The organism is Promicromonospora noduliphila (assembly GCF_056951025.1).
Map to the genome: position 1 here is coordinate 4,529,239 of NZ_CM167806.1, position 20,871 is coordinate 4,550,109.

The 20,871-nt window shown below is 74.9% G+C and carries 16 protein-coding genes; 8 read left to right on the plus strand and 8 right to left on the minus strand.

What is annotated here, in order from left to right; translation table 11 throughout:
• Positions 1-39 precede the first annotated feature (39 nt).
• The 5 genes from AC0QU1_RS19865 (at position 40) to mqo (ending at position 3,946) form a co-directional block, all read left to right on the plus strand.
• Positions 40-258, plus strand: a complete 219-nt coding sequence (locus AC0QU1_RS19865) for an SCO4848 family membrane protein (RefSeq protein WP_483571784.1) — start codon at positions 40-42, stop codon at positions 256-258.
• 72 nt (positions 259-330) lie between these two features.
• Complete coding sequence (locus tag AC0QU1_RS19870) at positions 331-891, plus strand: TetR/AcrR family transcriptional regulator (protein WP_483571785.1); 561 nt, start codon at positions 331-333, stop codon at positions 889-891.
• Positions 888-1,541, plus strand: a complete 654-nt coding sequence (locus tag AC0QU1_RS19875) for a pyridoxine/pyridoxamine 5'-phosphate oxidase (protein ID WP_483571786.1) — start codon at positions 888-890, stop codon at positions 1,539-1,541. Before AC0QU1_RS19870 ends, AC0QU1_RS19875 begins: the two co-directional genes overlap by 4 nt.
• A gap of 85 nt (positions 1,542-1,626) precedes the next feature.
• Positions 1,627-2,310, plus strand: coding sequence for a maleylpyruvate isomerase N-terminal domain-containing protein (locus tag AC0QU1_RS19880; protein WP_483571787.1), 684 nt, complete (start codon positions 1,627-1,629; stop codon positions 2,308-2,310).
• Between the two features lie 208 nt (positions 2,311-2,518).
• Positions 2,519-3,946 (plus strand): malate dehydrogenase (quinone), encoded by a 1,428-nt coding sequence (mqo, locus tag AC0QU1_RS19885; RefSeq protein ID WP_483571789.1) that lies wholly within the window; start codon positions 2,519-2,521, stop codon positions 3,944-3,946.
• 196 nt (positions 3,947-4,142) lie between these two features.
• On the opposite strand, the gene AC0QU1_RS19890 is transcribed toward mqo, so the two are convergent.
• Genes AC0QU1_RS19890 through AC0QU1_RS19900 form a run of 3 tightly spaced genes read right to left on the minus strand, consistent with a single transcriptional unit; the run spans position 4,143 to position 9,068 of the window.
• Positions 4,143-5,834, minus strand: a complete 1,692-nt coding sequence (locus tag AC0QU1_RS19890) for a hypothetical protein (protein ID WP_483571791.1) — start codon at positions 5,832-5,834, stop codon at positions 4,143-4,145.
• On the minus strand, positions 5,815-7,473 hold the full coding sequence (locus AC0QU1_RS19895) for a condensation domain-containing protein (RefSeq protein ID WP_483571792.1): 1,659 nt from the start codon (positions 7,471-7,473) through the stop codon (positions 5,815-5,817). The genes AC0QU1_RS19890 and AC0QU1_RS19895 overlap by 20 nt, the downstream gene beginning before the upstream one ends.
• Positions 7,474-7,484: 11 nt before the next feature.
• A complete protein-coding gene (locus AC0QU1_RS19900; RefSeq protein ID WP_483571794.1) occupies positions 7,485-9,068 on the minus strand; it encodes a condensation domain-containing protein in 1,584 nt (527 codons plus the stop codon).
• Between the two features lie 187 nt (positions 9,069-9,255).
• On the opposite strand from AC0QU1_RS19900, the gene AC0QU1_RS19905 reads away from it, so the two are divergent.
• Positions 9,256-10,833 carry a hypothetical protein gene (locus AC0QU1_RS19905; RefSeq protein ID WP_483571796.1) on the plus strand — a complete coding sequence of 526 codons (1,578 nt, stop codon included), beginning with the start codon at positions 9,256-9,258 and terminating at the stop codon, positions 10,831-10,833.
• A gap of 116 nt (positions 10,834-10,949) precedes the next feature.
• Here the strand turns inward: AC0QU1_RS19905 and AC0QU1_RS19910 are convergent, their stop codons facing one another.
• On the minus strand, positions 10,950-12,353 hold the full coding sequence (locus tag AC0QU1_RS19910; protein ID WP_483571798.1) for a glycosyltransferase: 1,404 nt from the start codon (positions 12,351-12,353) through the stop codon (positions 10,950-10,952).
• Between the two features lie 38 nt (positions 12,354-12,391).
• On the opposite strand from AC0QU1_RS19910, the gene AC0QU1_RS19915 reads away from it, so the two are divergent.
• A complete protein-coding gene (locus AC0QU1_RS19915; RefSeq protein WP_483571799.1) occupies positions 12,392-13,885 on the plus strand; it encodes a hypothetical protein in 1,494 nt (497 codons plus the stop codon).
• Between the two features lie 85 nt (positions 13,886-13,970).
• On the opposite strand, the gene AC0QU1_RS19920 is transcribed toward AC0QU1_RS19915, so the two are convergent.
• Positions 13,971-14,393 (minus strand): hypothetical protein, encoded by a 423-nt coding sequence (locus AC0QU1_RS19920; RefSeq protein ID WP_483571801.1) that lies wholly within the window; start codon positions 14,391-14,393, stop codon positions 13,971-13,973.
• Positions 14,394-14,567: 174 nt separating this feature from the next.
• On the opposite strand from AC0QU1_RS19920, the gene AC0QU1_RS19925 reads away from it, so the two are divergent.
• Positions 14,568-16,388, plus strand: a complete 1,821-nt coding sequence (locus AC0QU1_RS19925) for a cholesterol oxidase substrate-binding domain-containing protein (protein WP_483571802.1) — start codon at positions 14,568-14,570, stop codon at positions 16,386-16,388.
• 18 nt (positions 16,389-16,406) lie between these two features.
• Here AC0QU1_RS19925 and pntB read toward each other — a convergent pair whose 3' ends face one another.
• The 3 genes from pntB to AC0QU1_RS19940 all read right to left on the minus strand — a co-directional run bounded on the left by pntB (position 16,407) and on the right by AC0QU1_RS19940 (position 20,822).
• On the minus strand, positions 16,407-17,816 hold the full coding sequence (gene pntB / locus AC0QU1_RS19930; RefSeq protein ID WP_483571804.1) for a Re/Si-specific NAD(P)(+) transhydrogenase subunit beta: 1,410 nt from the start codon (positions 17,814-17,816) through the stop codon (positions 16,407-16,409).
• The gene (locus tag AC0QU1_RS19935) at positions 17,813-19,444 is read right to left on the minus strand and encodes a Re/Si-specific NAD(P)(+) transhydrogenase subunit alpha (RefSeq protein WP_483576751.1); all 1,632 of its coding nucleotides are present in this window, start codon (positions 19,442-19,444) and stop codon (positions 17,813-17,815) included. The genes pntB and AC0QU1_RS19935 overlap by 4 nt, the downstream gene beginning before the upstream one ends.
• Positions 19,445-19,544: 100 nt before the next feature.
• Complete coding sequence (locus AC0QU1_RS19940) at positions 19,545-20,822, minus strand: cytochrome P450 (protein ID WP_483571805.1); 1,278 nt, start codon at positions 20,820-20,822, stop codon at positions 19,545-19,547.
• Between the last annotated feature and the right edge of the window lie 49 nt (positions 20,823-20,871).

Below are 20,871 nucleotides of genomic sequence, written 5' to 3' on the forward strand. Positions count from 1 at the left end.
GACGCAGGCCGCCTCGCCGGCGGGCTCATACTGGGGCACGTGAACATCCCGGTTGCCTGGTCCGTCGTCCTGATCGTCACCGCCGCGTGGAACCTGCTCATCTGGCCGCGGTTCTGGCAGCGCATCGTCGCCGACCCCCGCTCGCGCGACGCCGACGGCCGGGCCACCCGGTTCCTCACCGTGCACTCCGTGCTGATCGCCGTCTCGCTCGCGCTGGCCCTGGCGGTGGGCGTGCTCGGCGTGCTCACGCTGCTCTGACCAGCCCGTACCCGGCGCAACGGGAGACGTCTCGGTTGCCGACCATACCTGGAGGTAGGTATGGTGCGGCCCATGAGCACGACCACCGCACGCGACCGCCTCGTCGGCGCCGCGCAGGAACTCTTCGCCGCACAGGGCGTCGGGGCCACGAGCCCGCGCGCGGTGCTGGGGGCGGCCGGCGTCGGACAGGGCAGCCTGTACCACCACTTCCCCACCAAGCACGACCTCGCCGTCGCCGCCGTCGGCGCCACCGTGGACGACGCGCTCGCCCGGGCGATGCGCACGCTCGGCAGCGACTCCCCCGCGGTCGAGCGCCTGGTCGCCTACCTCGAACGGCCGCGCGACGCCCTGGCCGGCTGCAAGATCGGGCGCCTCACCTCCGACCAGGCGGTGATGGACGACGACGGCCTGCGCACCGTCGTCACCGCCTACTTCGTGCGGCTGCTCGGCGTCGTCACCGAGATCTTCCGCGAGACCGGTCTGCCCGACGGCGCCGCCCGCGACCGCGCGCACGCCGCCGTCGCGATCATCCAGGGCGGGTACGTCCTGGCACGTGCCACCCAGGACCCGGACGCGCTCGCCGCCGCGGTGCGCGGCTTCGTCGGCCTGCTGACAGCCCAGGAGGACGCGTGACCTTCCGCGAGCGCCTGCGCGCGCTGCCCACCTTCCCCCGGCCCGGCCTCGCGGACTTCGACACGGAGGCGGTCCCGCCCACCCCGCACGAGCTGTTCGTCACCTGGATCGACGAGGCGATCGACGCCGGCGCCCTGCTCCCGCACGCGGCGACCCTCTCCACCGCCGACGCCGCAGGCCACGTCCACGCGCGCACGCTGCTCCTCAAGGACGTGACGGCGGACGGGTGGTGGTTCGCGTCGCAGTCCACAAGCCCGAAGGGCCGCGACCTGGCGGCCAACCCGCACGCCGCGATGACCTTCCTGTGGCCGGAGCTGGGCCGCCAGGTCAAGGTGACGGGCAGCGCGGCGCCGGCGGGGCAGGAGGCGAGCCAGGCGGACTTCCTCGCGCGCCCCGACCTCTCCCGCGCCGCCGGCCTGGTGAACCACCAGAGCGAACCGCTCTCCTCGCGGGTGGAGTACGAGCGCGCCTTCGCCGAGGCGCTGCGCGCCGTCACGGCGGACCCGAGCCGGGCCGCCCCGGACTGGACCGCGTACGCCCTGGCTCCGACCGAGGTCGAGTTCTGGCAGCAGCCGGACGACGGCCCGCAGGCCCGCCTGGTGTACCGGGCCGAGGCCACCGGCTGGTCCACCGGCCTGCTGTGGCCCTGAGCCCGCCCCTTTTCACGTGTCAGACGTACCGATCACCCGGGTGACCTGTGCGTCCGACAGCCACACCCGACGAAAGGACTCCCCCGTGACCACCACCACGAGCACCAGCACCGACCCGATCCCCCACGCGCTGGCCGACTCGGCGGCCGGGCTGGACGCGCTCCTGGCGGCCGTCGGGCAGCTCACCGACGACGACCTCGCCGAACCGTCGCCCCTGGCGGGCTGGACCCGCGGGCACGTGCTGTCCCACATCGCGGGCGTCGGCGGTGCGATGCTCCGGCAGGCGCGGGCGGCCGGGCGCGGTGAGGTGGTGCCCGTCTACGCGAGCCAGGACGCCCGCAACGCCGAGATCGAGGCCGGTTCGGGCCGGACGGTCGCCGAGCACCTCGCCGTCCTGACCGACCTGCGCGCAGAGCTGGCCGGCGCCTGGCCCGAGCTCGGCTCGCCGCTCTGGGCCGCCCCGAGCGGCTACCGCGGCGGACCACTGTCGGGCTGCGCCCTCGCCCTGTGGCGCGAGGTGCGGATCCACTCGGTCGACGCCCTCGCCGGCACGTCCCAGGCGTGGGGCTACGACACGTGGGACGACGCCCTGTGCGCCCACCTGCGGGAGTTCCTCGCCGTCCGGCTGCCCGACGGCATGTCCGTGGACGACGTCGAGGGCGACCCGCGCGACGTCGTCGCCTGGCTGGCCGGACGCGTGCCGGCGACGCCGCTGGCGGGCGACCTGCCCGAGCTCGGGCCCTGGCCGTCCGCCGCGCCGGCGAGGTGACACGGTGCGCCCCGGCGAGGTGAACGCGGTGTGCGGGCGGGGCGGGCGGCGGGCGTGAGGGAGGTCACGGAACAGGTCACGTGATTCGTGCCACAGCGCTCGTTCCGCTTTTCACAAGCCCGCTATCGTTCTAGCCGTGACTTCTTACCACCAGAGCGCCCCCCGTCCCTCCGATGAGGTAGACGTCGCGCTGATCGGCGGAGGGATCATGAGCGCCACCCTCGGCGCGCTGCTCACGATCCTCGAACCCACCTGGCGCATCGGGATCTACGAGCGACTCGACGAGGTCGCGCTGGAGTCGTCCAACCCGTGGAACAACGCGGGTACCGGGCACTCCGCGCTCTGCGAGCTGAACTACACGCCGGAGCGCGCGGACGGCTCCGTGGACATCTCCAAGGCGGTGAAGATCAACGAGCAGTTCCACACCTCGCGCGAGTTCTGGAACCACCTGCTCACCGCCGGCCTGATGGAGGGCACGGACTTCATCAACGTCACGCCGCACATGACGTTCGTGCGCGGCGCCGACAACGTCGACTTCCTGCGCCGGCGCTACGAGGCGCTCAGCGGCCACCCGCTGTTCAGCGACATGGAGTTCAGCTCCGACCCCGCCGTCATCGGGCAGTGGGCCCCGCTGATGACCCTGGACCGTGACGCCGACGAGCCGATCGCCGCCACCCGCGCCGCCGCGGGCACGGACGTCGACTTCGGCTCGCTCACCAAGAAGCTGATCGGCTTCGCGACCGCGAACAACGCGGAGCTGCACGTGAACCAGGAGGTCAAGGGCCTCAAGAAGCTGCGGGACGGCCGCTGGCGCCTCACCCTGCGGGACCGGTCCTGGAACGCTGCGACCCTCCGCCGCACCGTCACGGCGAAGTTCGTCTTCGTGGGCGCGGGCGGTGGCGCGCTGCCGCTGCTGCAGGCCTCTGGCATCAAGGAGGCGCGTGGCTACGGCGGCTTCCCGATCTCCGGCGAGTTCCTGCGCACCGCCAACCCCGAGCTCGTCGCCCAGCACCACGCCAAGGTGTACGGCAAGGCCGACGTCGGCGCGCCGCCGATGTCCGTGCCGCACCTGGACACCCGCATCGTGGACGGCAAGAGCTACCTCATGTTCGGCCCCTACGCCGGGTTCAGCCCCAAGTACCTCAAGAAGGGCAAGTACCTGGGCCTGATCACCTCCCTGCGCCTGCACAACGTGTTCTCGATGCTGGGCGCCGGCGTGAAGAACCTCGACCTCACCGGCTACCTGGTGGGCCAGCTCGCCGCCGCGCCGGAGACCAAGTTCCACGAGCTGCAGCGCTTCATGCCGACGGCGCAGCCCGGCGACTGGGAGAAGATCGTCGCCGGCCAGCGCGTCCAGGTGATCAAGTGGGTCAAGGGCAAGGGCGGCGTGCTGGAGTTCGGCACCGAGGTCGTCGCGTCGTCGGACGGGACGATCGCCGGCCTGCTGGGTGCCTCCCCGGGCGCCTCGACCGCCGTCGCGGCGATGACGGGCCTGCTGGAGCGCTGCTTCCCCGCCCAGTACGCCGAGTGGAAGCCGCAGCTCACCACGATGATGCCGAGCCTCGGCGGCGGCATCGCCGACGACGCGGCCCAGCTCACGGGCGGCGCCGACCGGATGGTCCCGGCGGGGGCCTGAGCCGGCGGCGTCGGCGGCTCATCCCGCGAGGTCGGCAGTTAGCTCTGCGAGGTCGGCAGTTGGCATCGAGATCGGTCCAGGCCTGTGCCGATCTCGATGCCAACTGCCGACCTCGTGCGAAAGTGCGGACTCTGCGCCGCTCTTCATACTGCAGATCGATACACTTTCTGTAACTTTTCGCAGCGTCCAGAGCACGTCAGCCAGTCGTCAGGCCCATCAGGCGCTCCGTCCAGCGGTTCAGGAGTCGATCGATCGTCTCGACCGCCACCAGGGTGCGGGGCATGCGGGCGCGCACGGCCACGCCGTCGTCGGTGCGGGAGACCCAGAGCTGCAGGTCATCGGCCCGGGTCGCGGCCGAGATGTGGTGCGCCCGCCGTCCGGCGGCGGCCGCGTGGCCGGGGAGTCGCCGGTAGTCGAGGTAGGACACCTGGAAGATGTCCACGCGCGGGAACCGCAGCGGGCTCGGCAGCGACTCCACCACCTGTTCGAGCGGCACTGCCGACAGCTCGCGCGCGGCCCGTAGGGCCTTACCGGTGGTGGCCAGGGCAGTATCGGTGACCCCACCGACGTCAGCGGCGCCCACGGCGTTGGCCTCGATCCGCAGCGGCACGGTGGTCGTGTGCCAGCCGATGGCCCGGCGCGCGGCGGCGTCGCCTCGGGTGTGCACGGGCAGGAGCGTCTCCAGGACGGCGGGGCCGCCGAGGTCGGCGACGGCTCCGGCGAGCGTCGCCAGCACCGCCGCCGACGTCGACGCGCCGGCCGACCTGGCGCGTGCGGCGACGGCGTCAGCGGTAGCGGCGTCGGCCAGCGGGAGCACGACCGTGCGCTGCGGCACCCGCACGCCGCCGGGCACGCCGAGCGGCAGGGGGAACGTGGGAAGCGCCCAGCCGCGGTCGCGGAGGAAGCCGTGCCAGGCGGCGAGGCGGGGGTCGTCCGCGCCGACGCGCGCCGGGCCAGTCGGCGGTTCGACCTGCTCGTCCGCCGGCAGGTCCGGAACCGCGGCCGTCGTGGGGCGGGGTGCGTTGTCGGACGCCGGGGCTGTCGGGGCCAGGCCTCTTGGACCCGTAACCGCCGGAGTCACCACCGCCCGAGCCAGGGCAGCCGGAGCTACGGCAGCCGGAGCGCCTATGGACCAGTCACCGGTGGATGGTGCACCAGTGGACGGAGCCTCGGTGACCGGGGCCACAAGAGCCGGGGCCTCGGTGGCCCGAACCACAGCGGCCCGAGCAAGGACTGCCGGGGCGAGTGCCGTCCGCGGCGCGCGCGTCGGGGCCGCGACGGTCGCGACCCCGGCCGTGACCGTTCCGGCCAGGGCGACGGCGGGCTCCGCCGCGCCGCGCCGGCTACGCGCGTCGTAGAAGGCGGCCAGCTCGTCGACGACGACGGTGGTGGACCAGGCGTCGGTGTGCAGGTGGTCCATGCCGAGCACGATCGTGGACCGGTCCGGGCGGCTGATCGCGGCCGGCAGGAACGCCGGGTAGCCGAACGGCGCGCACCGCCGGCCGAGCTCAGCGACCAGATGCTCGCGGGTGGCCTCGACCGTGCGGGTGACGGGGCCGTCCTGCCGCAGCCAGACCAGCCCGTCGGGCGCGTGCCGCACCAGGTCGGGGCCGCCCCGCCGGCGGACCGCCTCCACCCGCAGGCTCGCGTGCCGCGCCACCAGGTCCCGGAAGGCCCCCTCCAGCGCATCGGTGGCGACGGGGCCGTCGACGTCGAACGCCGCGGTGATCCACACGCTCGGCTCGCCGGTGGCGGCCCCCAGGAGGTGGTTGCGCTGGTTGTAGGTCAGCGACGCCGGCACGGGCGCTGGGCCCGCCCCCGGCAGGACGTCCCACGTGAATACTTGGCCGGGCGCCGGCTCCCAGAGGTCAGCCGAGACGACCCGCACCGGCCGCCTCCAGGCGTTCGTCCGTGCTCGCGCCCGTTCGGGCTCCGTCCGGCCCGGCCTCAGCCTCGCCTGGCCCAGCCTCGGCGTCGCCCGACTCAGCCGGGTACAGCTCAGCCCGGTCCAGCCCGGACTCGCCCACCCCAGGCACCCGGGACGCGCCGACTGCCGCCTCGAACGTGGCCGTCACCTCGGCGAGGTAGCGGTCGACGGCGGCCTGTGCCACCGGGGTGTCCGGCGTCTGCATGACGAGGTAGAGGCGCTCGTCGTCGCGGTTCACCCAGAGGGAGGCGTTCGCGGTGCGGCCCTCGCCCGTGAAGTGCAGGCCGCGGTCGTAGGCGGGGCGGCCCGCACCGGGGAACCGCCGCAGGTCCAGGTAGCTGATGAGCTGCGGGCTGCCGAGGGAGGCGGGGTCGAGGACGCCCTCGGCCAGCATCACGCCGAGCGCCGCGTGCACCGGGACCCTCGCGACCTTCCTGGCCTGCCGGAAGGCCGCGTTCGCCGCGGGCAGCACGTCCGTGAAGGACGGCGTTCCGCCGCCGGCAGCGCCATCAGCCATCCGGCCGCCGGCCACCGCACCGTCAGCCGCCCCGCCGTCCGACAGCGAGAACGTGACCGGCGCGAAGTTGCACAGCCAGCCCTGCGTGGTCTCGAACCCGGGTCCGCGCGAGCCCACGACGGTGACGCCGAACCAGTCGGTGGCGCCGGTCAGCCGGGCGTCCGTGAGCGCGAGTCCGGCGAACACCGCCCCGGTGAAGCGCGCGCCGTGCGCGGCCGCTAGCTCCTCGAGCCGGGCAACGCCGTCGGCGTCGAGCAGGGTCGTGGACCGGATCCGCACCGGCGCGTTCTCGCCGGGCGGCAGGCCGAGGTCGAGCGCGAAGCGCGGCAGACGGCCGCCGTGCGCGGCGACGGCGTCGGCCCAGGCGCGAATCTCGGGGGCGTCCGCGGGGGTCGCGGCGGCGAGGGCGTGCTCCGCCTTCGCGTGGTCGAGGAACGACCCGGCAGTATCGGGCGTGGGCTCCGGTGCCTCGGCGCCGTCCGGCCTTCCTACCAGCTCCTGCGCGTACAGCTCCTCGATCTCGCTGAGCACCATGAGCTGCGACGCGCCGTCGGTGAACGCGTGGTCGCAGCCCCAGAACAGGCCGAACCCGTCGTCCGCGACCACGGCGCCGAGCGCGAACGGCGCCCACGAGTCGGGGCGGCACGCGGCGTCGAACGTCGTGGTGAGGTGGGTGGTCACCCACTCGTCCCACGGGAGGCCCGGCACCGGCGAGAACGCCGGAACCTCGACCACCTCGAAGCCGACGACGTCCGCTGGGACCAGGTGCCGCACCGGCTCGCCGCCGTCGGCGCAGGCGTCGACGTCGAACCAGGTGCGCAGGCCCTCGTGCCGGCGCACCAGCCGGGTCAGCGCCCGGGCGAGCGCCGCCCCGTCGAACGTGCCGTCGAGGTCGGTCGCCGTGCCGGTCCAGGCCCGGTGCCGCCCGCCGGACGCCCGGCGCGCCGCGTAGGCGCACAGGTGGTCGCCCTGGAGGAACGACGGCGGTCCCGGGTCCACCGGGGCCTGCTCCGCCGCGGTGAGCGCCGCCGCCGTCGGCCGGACGTGCAGCACCTGTCCGGGGCGTGGGGACCATGTGCCCATGGCACCGAGGATCATGCGACTGCCTCTTTCATGTCGGCGGACCCGAAGGCCCGGAAGTAGCAGCGCAGCTCCTCGATGAGGTCGTCCAGCGCGGCGTGCGCCGCGGGGGTGTCCGGGTAGCGGGTGGACACGTTGAGACCGTCGTGGGTGCGCAGGAACCACAGGTAGAGCTCGTCGGTGCCGTACGCGGGGCTGCGCAGGGTCCTGGCGTCCCAGGAGGTCCAGCGCTCGGCGCCCGGCACGAACCGAGTGTCCACGTACGAGACGGCGAAGTGCGGGCTGTCGGTGATGCCGCCGAGCTCCGCGATGCGCGCGAACGAGTACCGCACCAGGTGCTTGCCCGCCAAGACCGCTGCGTGCACGCGCTCGACCGTGTCGGTCAGGGCGTTGCCGTCGATCACGCAGGCCTGCCCGTCCTGGCCCGCGTCCACGTCGCGCAGCACCGGGTCCACACCGTCGAGGTCGAGGTCCACGGGGCACAGCCCCACGTACCAGCCGACGGCGGCGGCGTGCTGCGGCGCGTACCGGGTGTGCATCGGCAGCACGAACCGCAGCCGGTCGAGCCCGTGCACCCGGCGCGCGGCGTGGGCGAACGCGGCCAGCACCCCGGACTGGGCGGAGGCACCGCGGGCCCTGCTCCGGCCGCTCAGGTCGTCCACCTGGTCGACCGTGGCCAGCCACGCCGACCGGGACGCCTGCGGACGGGCCGCCTCGGCGGCGTCGGTGGCGGGGCGGGTGATGCCGGAGTAGTGCGGGAAGGCGGCGTCGGGCCCGAGGAAGTCGAGCCAGCGGCGCACGGGCTCGCCGTCGGCGGCGAGCGTCATGGCGAGCTTGCGGTCCTCGGCGGAGAAGTCCACGTGGGAGCCGACCTCCAGCGCGCGCAGCTCGGCGTCGGGCACGCCGCGGCGCGCGGCGTCGTACAGCGAGACCATCTCCTCGAACCACAGGAGCTGGGAGTAGGCGTCCATCACGGAGTGGTCGGCGCCGAAGGCGAGCACGAAGCCCTGGTCGCCCGGGACGCCGTCGGCCGGGGTGCCGTTGCCCGCCACGCCGTCGCCCGCCACGCCGTCGCCCGCCACGCCGTCGCCCGGCTCGCCGTCGCCCGCCACGCCGTCGCCCGGCTCCCCGTCAGCCACTGCGCCGCCGTCGCCGGGCGCAAGCGCCGGCACGACGCTCGCCATGACGCAGTGCGGCCACGCGGTGGGCGAGACGTCGGCGAGCAGGCTGGGCAGGAGCGCCGCGACCTGGCCGGCGGTCAGGTCGCCGACCACCAGGTCCTTGATCGCCACGGCCTCCGCGGGCGCCGTCACGCGCCGCCAGCCCTGGTCGCCGTGCCGCGTGACGGTGGTGCGCAGCACCTCGTGGCGGCTCACCCAGGCGTGGATCGCGCGGCGCAGCGGCTCCGGCTCGTACGGTCCGGGCACACGCAGCACGGACCCGATCCACGAGCCCGGCTCGGAGTCGCGCAGGTGCGCCTCATGCCCCGGAGACAGCTCTCGCGGGTCCTGCTGCCAGCGGCCTGCGTCGGCTCGTGGCGTCCAGGACGTCACCCTTCCGGCGGGCAGTTCGTAGGCCGACAGCTCGGTGTATTCCATGCAGGTTGCGTCCTAGCTCGTTTGTGTGGGCACGGCCAGCACGACGTCGGACGAGTTCCGCGGTCCCCTTGCGCCGACCTTTATACCGGATTCGTCGGGTGAAAGTTAGTCCCCTTGGTTATGCCCGGTATGGTCGGGCCCCTGAGAGGACGGTCCCTCCGGGCCGGAACCGAACGGGGAGACGAGCGTGACGAACCCGCCGACCGCACTGCGCCTGCAGTTCGCCGACGACATGTTCCTGCGCCGGCACGACGGCGACGCCAGCCCGGCCGTGAACCAGGTGCTGTGGCGCCTCGACGGGCCGTACGACGCCGACCGCCTGCGCGACCTGGCCGAGGGCATCGCCGCCGGATCCCTGCACCGGCGCGTGGTGCGCGCCCGCGTGCCCGGCGCGCGGCACCGGTGGGCGCCCGCGGGCACCCTGCCGGTCCTCGACCTGCAGACGACGCCGGTACCCGCCGACCAGCTCGGGACGTGGGCGCAGGCCCAGGCCGACGTGCCGCTCGATCCCGCGCAGGGCCGCTCGTGGCGCCTCGCCGCCGTCGACCTGGTGGCGCGGCGGGCGACCGGCGCGGGGCCGAGCGGCACCGGCGAGGTGGTCGGGGGGATCGTCTCGCTCACGTGCGCGCATGCCGTGGCGGACGGCGCGGCGCTGATCGACGCCCTGGTGCGCGCCTCCACGCATGCCGACCCGATCGTCGTGCCGGCACCCGAGCGCGGGCCACGGGCCCTGCTGGCCGACGCCGCCGACGCCGCGGCCCAGGCCGCCGCCGTCGGCCGCTGGGCGGGGGCGAAGGCCCGGGAGGCAGCACGCTCGGCGGCGAGCCAGTCGCTCGGGCAGGTGGCCGGGTCCGCGTCCGGCGGGGCGACGGCGGGTGGGGTAGCACCCGTGGGGCCAGCAACGGCCGGTTCGACGACGCCCGGGACGATGGCGGCCGGGTCAACGCCTACTGGACCGGCCTCCGCCGGGCCGACGCTGCCCGGAGCCAGCCCGGCGTCGGGAACCGCGGCCCGCCCGGCCTCGACCGGCACGGCCTCGACAGGCTCCGCCGACGGGCAGACTGGCGGACAGGCCCAGGACGACGCCGGCTGGCGCGCCCCGGTGCTGCACGTCGAGCTCCCGTCCGAGCGGGTCGCCGAGGTCGCCGCCGCGCACGGCGGCACGCCCAACACCTGGTTCGTGACGTTCCTGGCCCGGTTGGTGCACGCGACCGGCCGGTTCCCGGGCGAGCCCGTTCCCGTCGCGCTGCCCGTGTCCACACGCGGCGCCGACGACCCGCGAGCGAACTCCACCAAGATCGCCCGGGTCACGATCCCGGCGGACGTGCTCGCCCACCGCGACCTCGGCTGGGTCCGGGCGGCGGCGAAAGAGGCGTACACCGCCGTCGGACAGGCCGGGCCGGGGGTGGCGCCCGTGCCGCTGGAGCTGGTGCAGATGCTGCCCGACACCGTCGTGAGCCGCCTGCCGCAGCCGCCCGTCGCGGCGGCCCTCGCGTCCAACCTGGGCATGCCACCGGAGGGGTACACGCACGCGCCGGGCGGGTCGGTACGCGCCGTCGCCACCCTGTCGCACTACCAGGGCGCCTCGGCCGTCGAGCTGCGCGCCGCCGGCGGAGGACTGGTCGCCTTCTGCACCACGGTGGGCCGCGTGACGATGCTCAGCGTCGCCGCCCTCGACCCCGACCGGGTCGCCGATGACGAGACCCTGCGCCGCCTCGTGCTCGCCGAGGCGAACGGGTGGCGGCTCCCGGCGGTCCCGTGGTGACGGCGGCCCGACCGGTGGCCGGCGATTCCATGACCAGCGGTCGCGCGACGAACAGCCCCGCGACGGGGTGTCCCGCAACCGGCGGTCGCACGGCGGAGAACCCCGCGGCGGGCGCCTCAGCCAGAAATCGCGTCCGCCGCGGCGGCGACCGCCCGGTCGGCAGGCACGAGCCGCGACCCGAGCGCGGCGGCGCGGGCCGCCGTGGCGTCGTCGAGCACCTCGGCCAGCGCCCCGGCGAGCACACCGGGTTGCGTGAGAGTGCTCGCGCGGCGCGCGACGCCGACCCCCGCGTCGCGCAGCAGGGCGCCCCACATCGGCTGGTCGGCGGAGTACCAGCCCACGACGGCGGGCAGTCCGGCCCGCAGCACCGCTCCCGTGGTGCCGGCCCCGCCGTGGTGCACGGCGGCGCGGCAGCGGGGCAGCACCGCCGCGTGGTCGACGGCGCCGACCACGCGCACCCGCTTCTCGTCCACGGCGGGACCGGCCGCCCCGCCCCGCGCGCCGGAGCCGCCCTCGTTGTTCGCGCCGGAGCGAACCCCGGCCTTCGCACCGGAGCCGACCGCCCCACCACCCGCACCGGAGCCAGCAGCGCCGCCGGCACCACCCGCCCCGGAGAAGTCGTTCCACCCCGCACTCACCAGCGCCCGCACCCCGAGCTCCGCGCACGCGGCGTCGACTGCGGCGAGCAGCGCGGCCGGGTCCGCGACCGGCATGGAGCCGAACCCGACGTAGACGGGCGGGTCGCCGTCGTCCAGCCATGTCTCCAGTTCGCTGTCCAGGCCGGTGCCCGAGCCGACCTCCCCGAGGCGGGCCCTGGCGTCGTCGTCCAGGGCGAGGAAGCCGGTGAACGGGCGGCGCGAGCCCCACTCGTCGGCGAGGCCCGGCACGAGCGCGGGGTCGTAGGCCTGGACCTCGACCGCTCCGGCGGCACGCAGGCGGGTGGGCAGGTGCACGCGGGTGGCGCCGAGGCCGAGCTCGCCGCGCTGGGCGTTCTCCGCCCGGCGGGTCAGGCCCCAGCGCACGCGCTCCCCCAGCGCCCAGACGGCGCGCGTGGCGCGCGGCCCGCGCACGCCGCTCACGGGCGACACCACGCCGTTGGCCCGCACCGGGCAGTAGTGCAGCGCCGCCATGGCCAGGCCGCGCCGCTCGGCCACCGCCGCCGCCACCTCCTGGCCCAGCAGGCCGGTCACCACGGTGTCGGCCCCGCCGACGTCGTCGAGCAGCGCCACCAGCCCGGTGCGCAGCTCGTCCCAGCCGGCCGCCGCGACGGTGCGCAGCGCGCGCACCCTGCGCACGGGGTGGGCCGAGCGCATGTCGCGCCGCACCAGGTCGGACCCCAGCAGCGCCGCCGAGTCGATGCCCAGCGGCACGGGGTCAAGGCCCAGCCGTTCGGCGAGCGGCACGAGGTTCGGGGCCACGCCGGTCACCACCTCGTGCCCACGACGGCGCAGCTCCAGCCCGACGGCAAGGGCCGGCTGGACATCTCCTCGGCTGCCCACGAGGGCCATCACATGACGCACGCGCGCACCCTACCCACCCGCCAGGTACCGGAGACCACGTGACCAGCCCAGCGACCACCAGCAAGCCCGAGCCCAGCAGGCCAGAGCCCAGCAGGCCGGAGCCCAGCAACCGCCTCACCTACGACGACGACCTCTTCCTGCGCACCCGCCGCGTGCTCGGCGTCGCCGTGGTGAACCAGACCGTCTGGCGGCTGCCCGCGTCGCTGGACCGCGACGCCGTCCGCGCGCTGCACCGCGGCCTCGCGCACGGGCCGCTGCAGCGGGTCGTGCGGCCCGGCCGCCTCCCCGGCGCCCGCGCCAGGTGGTCGGCGTCCACCGCGCTGCCCGACCTGGTGGTCGGCTCCGCCCCCGTGCCCGACGACGCCGTCCTCGCCTGGGCCGACCAGCAGGCCCAGGTGCACCTCGACCCGGAGCGCGGCCCCACCTGGGCCCTCTCCGCGGCGCCGACGGCGAGCGGCGGCAGCCTGCTCAGCTTCGTCACGTCGCACGTCGTGGCCGACGGCGGCATGCACATGGGCGCGCTCCAGGCGGCGGTCGCGGACGCCGGGCTGGTCCCCGCCGGAGCCTCGGCAGCCGGTGCTCCGGGCGGCACCCCGGCGGGCGGCACCCCGGGGGGCGCGCCGCCGTCGGGCACCCGCCGCCTGCCCAAGGAGGGCGAGCGCATCCGCACCGGCCTGGTGGCCGACCTGCGGGACGCGACCGGCCAGGCGCGCGCCGCCGTCGAAGGACTGCGGCAGGCCGCCCGGCAGGGGCCGGTGCCGCCGATGCTGGCGCAGCAGTCGGCGGACCGGCCCCGGCCCGAGCCGCGCGCGGACGACGCGGAGCTCGCCCACCCGCCGATCGTGGTGGTCGACACCGACGCCTCCACCTGGCACCGCGCGGCGCACGCGGCGGGCGGCACCGCGAACAGCCTGTTCATCGCCGTGTGCACCGAGATCCTGCTCGCCGCGGGCGTGGCGACGGCCGGCATGCCGGTGCGCGTGTCGGTGCCCGTGAGCCTGCGGCGCAAGGACGACCTGCGCTCGAACGCGACGTCAGGGGTCTCCATCGCCGTGGACACCACCGTGACACCGGCGCCGGAGCGGGCGGGGGTCGTCGCCGACATGGCCCAGATCCGGGCCAGGTCGAGCGCCGAGTTCCGGGCCCTGACGTCGGGCACGCGGGTGGACACCCTCGGCCCGCTCAAGCCGCTCATGCAGATGGTGCCCGACGCCGTCGCCAAGCGGGCGGCGCGCGACGCGACCGCGCCGCTGTGCCTGGCCTCGAACCTCGGCCGGCTGCCCACGACGTTCGCCGCCCCGCTCGGCACGCCCGCCTCCAGCGTGCTCATGCGCGGGGTCACGCAGGGGCTGACCCGCGGGCGGCTGCGTCAGATGCGGGGCGGCGTGGACTCCTGGTGGTCGGAGCACGCGGGCGTCGCGACCCTCGCGGTGCTCGGCCTGGACGAGGAGTGGCTCGGCACCCCCGCCCAGGTCCGCACGGCCATCGAGACCGTGTACGCGCGCCACGGCCTCCCGGTCCGCTTCTGGTAGACGTCCGTCCCCTTCGAGACGTCCGTCCCCTTCGAGACCGAGGTCTCGGAGGGAAAAGCGGCCGACGGCGGCTGACCCCCCTCGGTCACGCGGCCATGCGGACCGGGGGGTGTCCCGCGTGCACCGTGCGGGGACCGACCGCCCGGCGGCGCCGGTTCGTCGCCAGCACGCCGGCCGCGGCCGCCGCGAACGACAGCACACCGAATCCGGTGGACCACGCGTCCAGCTCGATGGTCACCGCGAAGGCGACGATCGCCGCGACCGGCGGGGTCATCCCGACGAGCGCGGACACCCGTGGCAGGCGCAGGAGACGCGTCACCAGCGCGGTGGACCAGCCGACCATCGCCCAGGTGAGGAACGTGAAGGCGGCGCCGCCGAGGGAGGCAAAGGCCTCGCCGCCGTTGTGCACCCCCGACGGAGGCCCGAAGTAGAAGAGTTCAGTGGTCGCCACAAGCACCAGGAACCCGACGATCGCGACCGCTCCGGTCGCGAGAGAGCGTGTGAGCACTCGGCCTCCGCACTGAGGGACTGCGCCGGACTCTCCTGGCGCGGCCCCTTTATACCAACTCGTTACCGCGTGATGTCAGCGCGGCACCCTCAATTCACCCACACATGACCACCTGAATGCAAAAAGCGCCGGACGGATCTGGTGCCCAAAGCCACATAGTCATACATTCGAGTGATGTCCGATCAGTCGGAACACCCGGATCCCATCACGTCCCCCGGCCCCGCCGGATCCCCCGGTCTCACCCGCCGCGGTGTCCTGCGTGCGGCGGCCGCCGGAGCGCTGGGCATCCCGCTCGGCGCCGCCACGGCCGGGCTCGCCCCGGCGACCGCGGCCACCGCGGCGTCCGCGGCCGCCCCGTCCACCGCCGTCCCGAGCACCGCACCCGAGCTTCCCGCCGGGCTCGTGCCCTACCTCTCGCCCTACATCAACTGGTCCGGCGAGATCACCCACGGAGGGCTGTGGACCTGCGCGCCCCGCACCGGGCAGGACCTCGCCGACCTCGCCAACTGGGCGCGCGCCAACGGCTGGCGGCTGCGCGCCCGCGGCAGGTCGCACACCTGGTCACCCCTGACCGTCACGCCGACCACCGAGCCCGACGCACGGGTCCTCCTGCTGGACACCACCAAGCACCTGACCCACCTGGAGCTCACCACCCCGCCCGTCGGCGCCGCCGGCGCGGTGCGTGCGCAGACCGGAGTGCTCCTCGAGACGCTGCTGGCCTTCCTCGCCGACCACGGGCTCGGCGTCACCAACACCCCCGCACCCGGCGAGCTGACCCTGGGCGGCACCCTGGCGATCGACGCCCACGGCACCAGCGTCCCCGCGGACGGCGAGCCCGCGCGCCCCGGCCACACCTACGGCAGCCTCAGCAACCTCGTCCTGTCCCTCACCGCCGTCGTCTGGGACCCCGGCCAGGACGCCTACGTCGTCCGGACCTTCCACCGCGGAACCGACGAGGAGTGCGAGGCCCTGGCCACCCACCTCGGGCGCGGCCTCGTCGTGGAGGCCGAGCTCCAGTTGGGCGAGGAGATCCCGTTGCGCTGCCAGAGCCGCGTCGACCTCACCGCCGACGAGCTGTTCGCCGCCCCGGGCAGCGCCCTCGCCGCCCGGGGAAACACCTTCGCCGACTTCATGGCGGAGTCGGGGCGGGTGGAGACCATCTGGTTCGCCTTCACCGACAAGCCCTGGCTCAAGGTCTGGAGCCTCAGCCCAGAGCGCCCGGCCACCTCCCGGCAGGTGCACACCCCGTACAACTACCCGTTCAGCGACACGGTCCCGACCCCGGTCTCCCGGCTGGTCGGGCTCCTCGTCGGCGGCTCCTGGCACCTCGCGCCCGTGCTCGGCGCCACGCAGTACACGGTGGCGGCGACAGGACTGACCGCCACGTTCGCCACGGACCTGTGGGGCCCGGCGTACATGCTCCAGTTCTACCTGCGCCCGACGACGCTGCGGGAGACCGCCAACGGGTACGGGATCCTCACCCGCCGCGCCGACGTCCAGCGCGTCGTCTCCGAGTTCGCCGGCTTCTACCGGGAGCGGCTGGAGGCCTGGGCCGCGGCCGGCCGGTTCCCGGTCAACGGGCAGGTGGAGATCCGGGTCAGCGGCCTCGACACGCCCGGCGACTCCGCGGCGCCGGGCGCCCGTCCGCCGCTGCTCTCCGTGATCCGCCCGCATCCCGACCACCCGGAGTACGACTGCGCGGTGTGGGTGGACGTGCTGACCCAGCCGACCTCACCCGGGGCCCACGAGTTCTACCGGGAGCTGGAGCAGTTCCTGATGAGCACGTTCGACGGCGGGTACGCGCTCGCGCGTGTCGAGTGGTCGAAGGGCTGGGGCTACACGGACACGGCGGCCTGGGCCGACGACCAGGTCATCGGGTCGGCGGTGCCGGCATCGTACGGAGCCGGCCAGTGGTCCGAGGCCGTGGCGATCCTGGACCGGCTCGATCCGCACCGGGTCTTCGGCAACGGCTTCACGGACGAGCTGGTGCGCTGAGCGCCCTGCTGCCCGCCGTCACAGCGCCTGCACGATCAGCTCCACCTGGTCCTTCGCGTCCCCGAACAGCATGGCGGTGTTCGCGCGGAAGAACAGCGGGTTCTGCACGCCCGCGTACCCCGTGGCCATGGACCGCTTGAAGACGACCACCTCGTGGGCCTGCCACACCTGGAGCACCGGCATGCCCGCGATGGGCGACGCCGGATCGTCCTGCGCCGCGGGGTTCACGGTGTCGTTGGCGCCGATCACCAGCACGACGTCGGTGCCGGCGAAGTCGTCGTTGATCTCGTCCATGCCGAGCACCTGGTCGTACGGCACCTTCGCCTCGGCGAGCAGCACGTTCATGTGTCCGGGCAGCCGGCCGGCCACGGGGTGGATGGCGAACCGGACGGTGGTCCCGCGCGCGGTCAGCCGGGCGACCAGGTCGGCCACCGGGTACTGGGCCTTGGCCACCGCCATGCCGTAGCCGGGCACCACGATCACCGAGCGGGCGGCGGTCAGGCGGTCGGCCACCTCGAGCGCCGTCGTCTCCCGGTAGGAGCCGAGCGCCGCGGCGCCGCCGGACGGCGGGACGACGCCGCCCTCGGCGCCGAACCCACCGAGGATCACGCTCAGGAACGACCGGTTCATCGCCCGGCACATGAGGTAGCTGAGGATCGCACCGGACGACCCGACCAGGGCGCCCGTGATGATGAGCAGGTCGTTGCCCAGCATGAACCCCGCCGCGGCCGCCGCCCACCCCGAGTAGGAGTTCAGCATCGAGACGACGACGGGCATGTCGCCCCCGCCGATCGCCGCGACCAGGTGCCAGCCCAGCGCCAGGGCCACGACCGTCATGAGCAGCAGCGGCAGCAGGGCCGCGGTACCCGCCGTGACGAACCACCACAGGAGTCCGGCGCACACCACGAGGGCGGCCAGGTTGAGCCAGTTCCGGCCGGGCAGGAGCAGCGGCGAGGACCGGAGCCAGGCCGACAGCTTGCCGAAGGCCACCACGGAGCCCGTGAACGTCACGGCGCCGATCAGCACGCCGAGGAACACCTCGACCAGGTGCACCGTCGCGCCGGGTCCGGTCGTCGGCTCGGTGAGGAAGGACCCGAAGCCCACCAGCACCGCCGCCGCGCCGACGAACGAGTGCAGCAGCGCGATGAGCTCCGGCATCTGCGTCATCTCGACGGTCCGCGCGCGCCAGGTGCCCACCGTGACACCCACCAGGAGCACCAGCAGGATCAGGCCCGCCGTGACGCCGACCGGACGCTCGGACCGGTCCAGCGCGAGGGCGATGGTCGCCACCAGCGCCAGCCCCATGCCGGTCATGCCGAGCAGGACGCCGCGCCGCGCCGTCTCCTGCCTGGACAGCCCGGCCAGCGAGAGCACGAACAGCACCCCCGCCACCAGGTAGACGGCCTGGACCACGGACTCGACGCTCATCGGTCGCCCCCGCCCTGCGGGTCAGCCGTACCGCTCACCGGAGCGGCCGGTGCGTCCGGCACGTCGGACGGAGTGTGGTGGAACATACCGAGCATGCGGTGGGTCACCAGGAACCCGCCGAAGATGTTGATGCTCGCCACCGCGGACGCCAGCACCGCGAGCGTGCTCACCACCGGGTCCGCCGACCCGATCTGCAGCATCGCCCCGACCAGGATGATCCCCGAGATCGCGTTGGTCTGGGACATGAGCGGCGTGTGCAGGGCGTGGCTGACGTGCGAGATCACGTAGAACCCGACCACGACGGCCAGCGCCAGCACGGTGAAGTGGGCGGCCTGGTCCGGCGGGGAGGCCGCCACCGCCAGCGCGGCCAGCACCGCGCCAAGACCGATCAGCACAGCCCGCACCGCCGTCGGCCGGGCCGGCCGGGACCCCGGCGAGGCCGGGGCCGCCGCCGATTCCCCGGCCCCCGACGATGCCGGAGCAGGCGCCGCAGCGGCTTGCGCCGACACCGCCACCGGGGGCGGCGGCCAGAGCACCGCGCCGTCCCGCGCCACGGTCATGCCGCGCACGACGGCGTCGTCCGGGTCGAGCGCGAGGCGGCCGTCGCGCTCCGGCGTGCCGAGCTGGACCAGGTTGGCGACCGCCGTGCCGAGCAGCTCCGAGGTCTGCCGCGGCATGCGGTCGGGCAGGTCGGTCCAGCCGAGCACGACCACGCCGTCGGCGCTGACCACACGCTCGCCCGGCACCGTCAGCTCGCAGTTGCCGCCGCCCGGAGCCGCGAGGTCCACGATCACGCTGCCCGGCCGCATGCGGGCCACCATCTCGGCGGTGACCGTGGTGGGCGCGGTGCCGCGCACGAGCGCCGTCGTGATCACGATGTCGGCGGCGGCCGTCTCGGCCGCGTACACCCGCAGCGCCGCCGCCTCCTGGTCGGCCGTCAGCGCCGAGGCGTAGCCGTCCACGCTGACCTGCTGCGCGGCGTCGTCGGCACGGACGACCGTCGCGCCCATGGACTCGATCTGCTCGGCGACCTCGGGGCGGACGTCGAACGCCCGCACGCGCGCGCCGAGGCTGCCCGCGGCGCCGATCGCGGCGAGCCCCGCCACGCCCGCGCCGATCACGAAGACGTTGGCGGGCGGCGTGGTGCCCGCCGCGGTGACCTGGCCGGAGAACATGCCGCCGAACTCCGCGGCGGCCTCGACGACGGCCCGGTACCCCGCGACGTTCGACAGCGCGCTCAGCACGTCGAGCGACTGCGCCCGGGAGATGCGCGGCACGGCGTCCAGCGCGAGGGCCGTGACGCCCCGCTCGGCGAGCTCACGCACCAGGTCGGGCCGGGCGGCCGGCGCGAGCTGGGCGATCAGCACCGCCCCCGGTCGCAGCGCGGCAGGCCCCGGCGCCGCGAGGTCGTCGGGCGCCCGGGTGACCGCGACGACGTCGGCGGCCCACGCCTCGGCGTCGGGCACGACGACGGCGCCCGCCGCCGCGTAGGCCGCGTCGGGGAAGCCGGCCCCCGCCCCGGCGCCCGCCGCCACGGCGACGTCGTAGCCCAGGCCGACCAGCCGGGCGGTGGTCGCGGGGGTTGCGGGCACGAGCGGCCCGCCGTCGTCCGGTATACCGATGCGCATGTGACCCTCCTCGCTCACCTGCGCAACCTACCGCCTACCACTGACGCCGCCGCCCGGCCCGGCCGGAGCGCCCGGCCTGTGCACCCAGCCCGGCCGGGCGCTACGCCGACACCACCGGCCTCGGGAACGTCACCGGGAGGCTCACCGGCTGGCGGATCCACAGCGTCTGGTCCCAGGTGACGTCGGAGGCGGGGATCCGCAGCACGACGTCGAGCCGGCGCAGGATGGTCTCGACGGCGATCCGGGCGATGACGCGCGCCGTGCGGGGCGCCGGGCACGCGTGCGGGCCGGTGCCGAACGACACGTGGGCGCGGCTGCCGACGTGGTCCCACGGGTCGCCGGTGTCCATGCGCGGGTCGGTGTTCGCGGCGTGGATCCCCAGGACGAGCGGGTCGCCGGCCGCGATGAGCTTGTCGTCGAGCACCACGTCCTGGCGGGCGAAGCGCGGCAGCGTGTTGATGGTCGGCGTGGACCGCCACAGCACCTCGTCCATCGCGCTGTCCAGGTCGATGCGGCCGCCGTGCAGCCGTCCGGAGAACCGCGCGTCCGTGAGGGTCAGCAGCAGGGTCTGCGCCACCCACGCCGTCAGCGCCAGGTTGCCCGAGTAGGCGACCGTCAGCAGCGTGTGGGTGACCTCGACGTCCTCGCGCAGGTTCGGGTGCGCGACCAGCGAGCTCGCGAGGTCCCGCCGGGGCTGCTCGCGGCGCAGCGCGACGAGGTCGCCGAGCATGTGGTCGACCTCCGCGACGGCGGCCGCGGCGTCGGCGGCTCCCCCGGCGACGCGGCGCGTCAGGTCGAACAGGCGCTGCCCGTCCTCCGGGTCGAACCCGATCATGTCGGCGACCACGAGGAACGGGATCACCGACGCGTACTCCAGCATCAGGTCCGCGCGGCCGCGGTCCTCGAACCGGTCGATGAGCAGGTTGCAGAACGACCGCACCTTCGACGCGGTGATGCCCTCCGAGAGCTGCTCGAACGCGTCGTCCAGCGGCTCCCGCAGGCGCTGCCGCAGCGCGCCGTCGGTGTGGTTGGCGGCGAAGCGCTGCTGCGACGTGAAGGCGGGGCGCAGGCCCGACGTCGGCGGCAGGCCGCCGCGCACGTGCCCGTTCCACGTGCGCGGGTCGGTCGCGAAGACGTGCTCGTTGCGCATGACGTCGTAGACGAGCCGCTGCCCCATGACCAGCCACGCGGGCACCCCAGGCTCCAGCTCGACGGGGGCCACCTCGCCCCACTCGGCCGTGAGCTCGTCGTAGAACTCACGCGGGTCGGCCAGCGCGGACGCCCGGACCAGGGGCTGCAGGCCGGAGACGTCGTCGAGGCGCAAGGGCTTGATGCCGCGCCATGGCCGTTCGGGGGTGCTGTGCAGGTCGTTGAGCACTGTTGCCTGCCCTTCGGGTAATCCCTGCCCGCGCGGACGGGCTGGATAC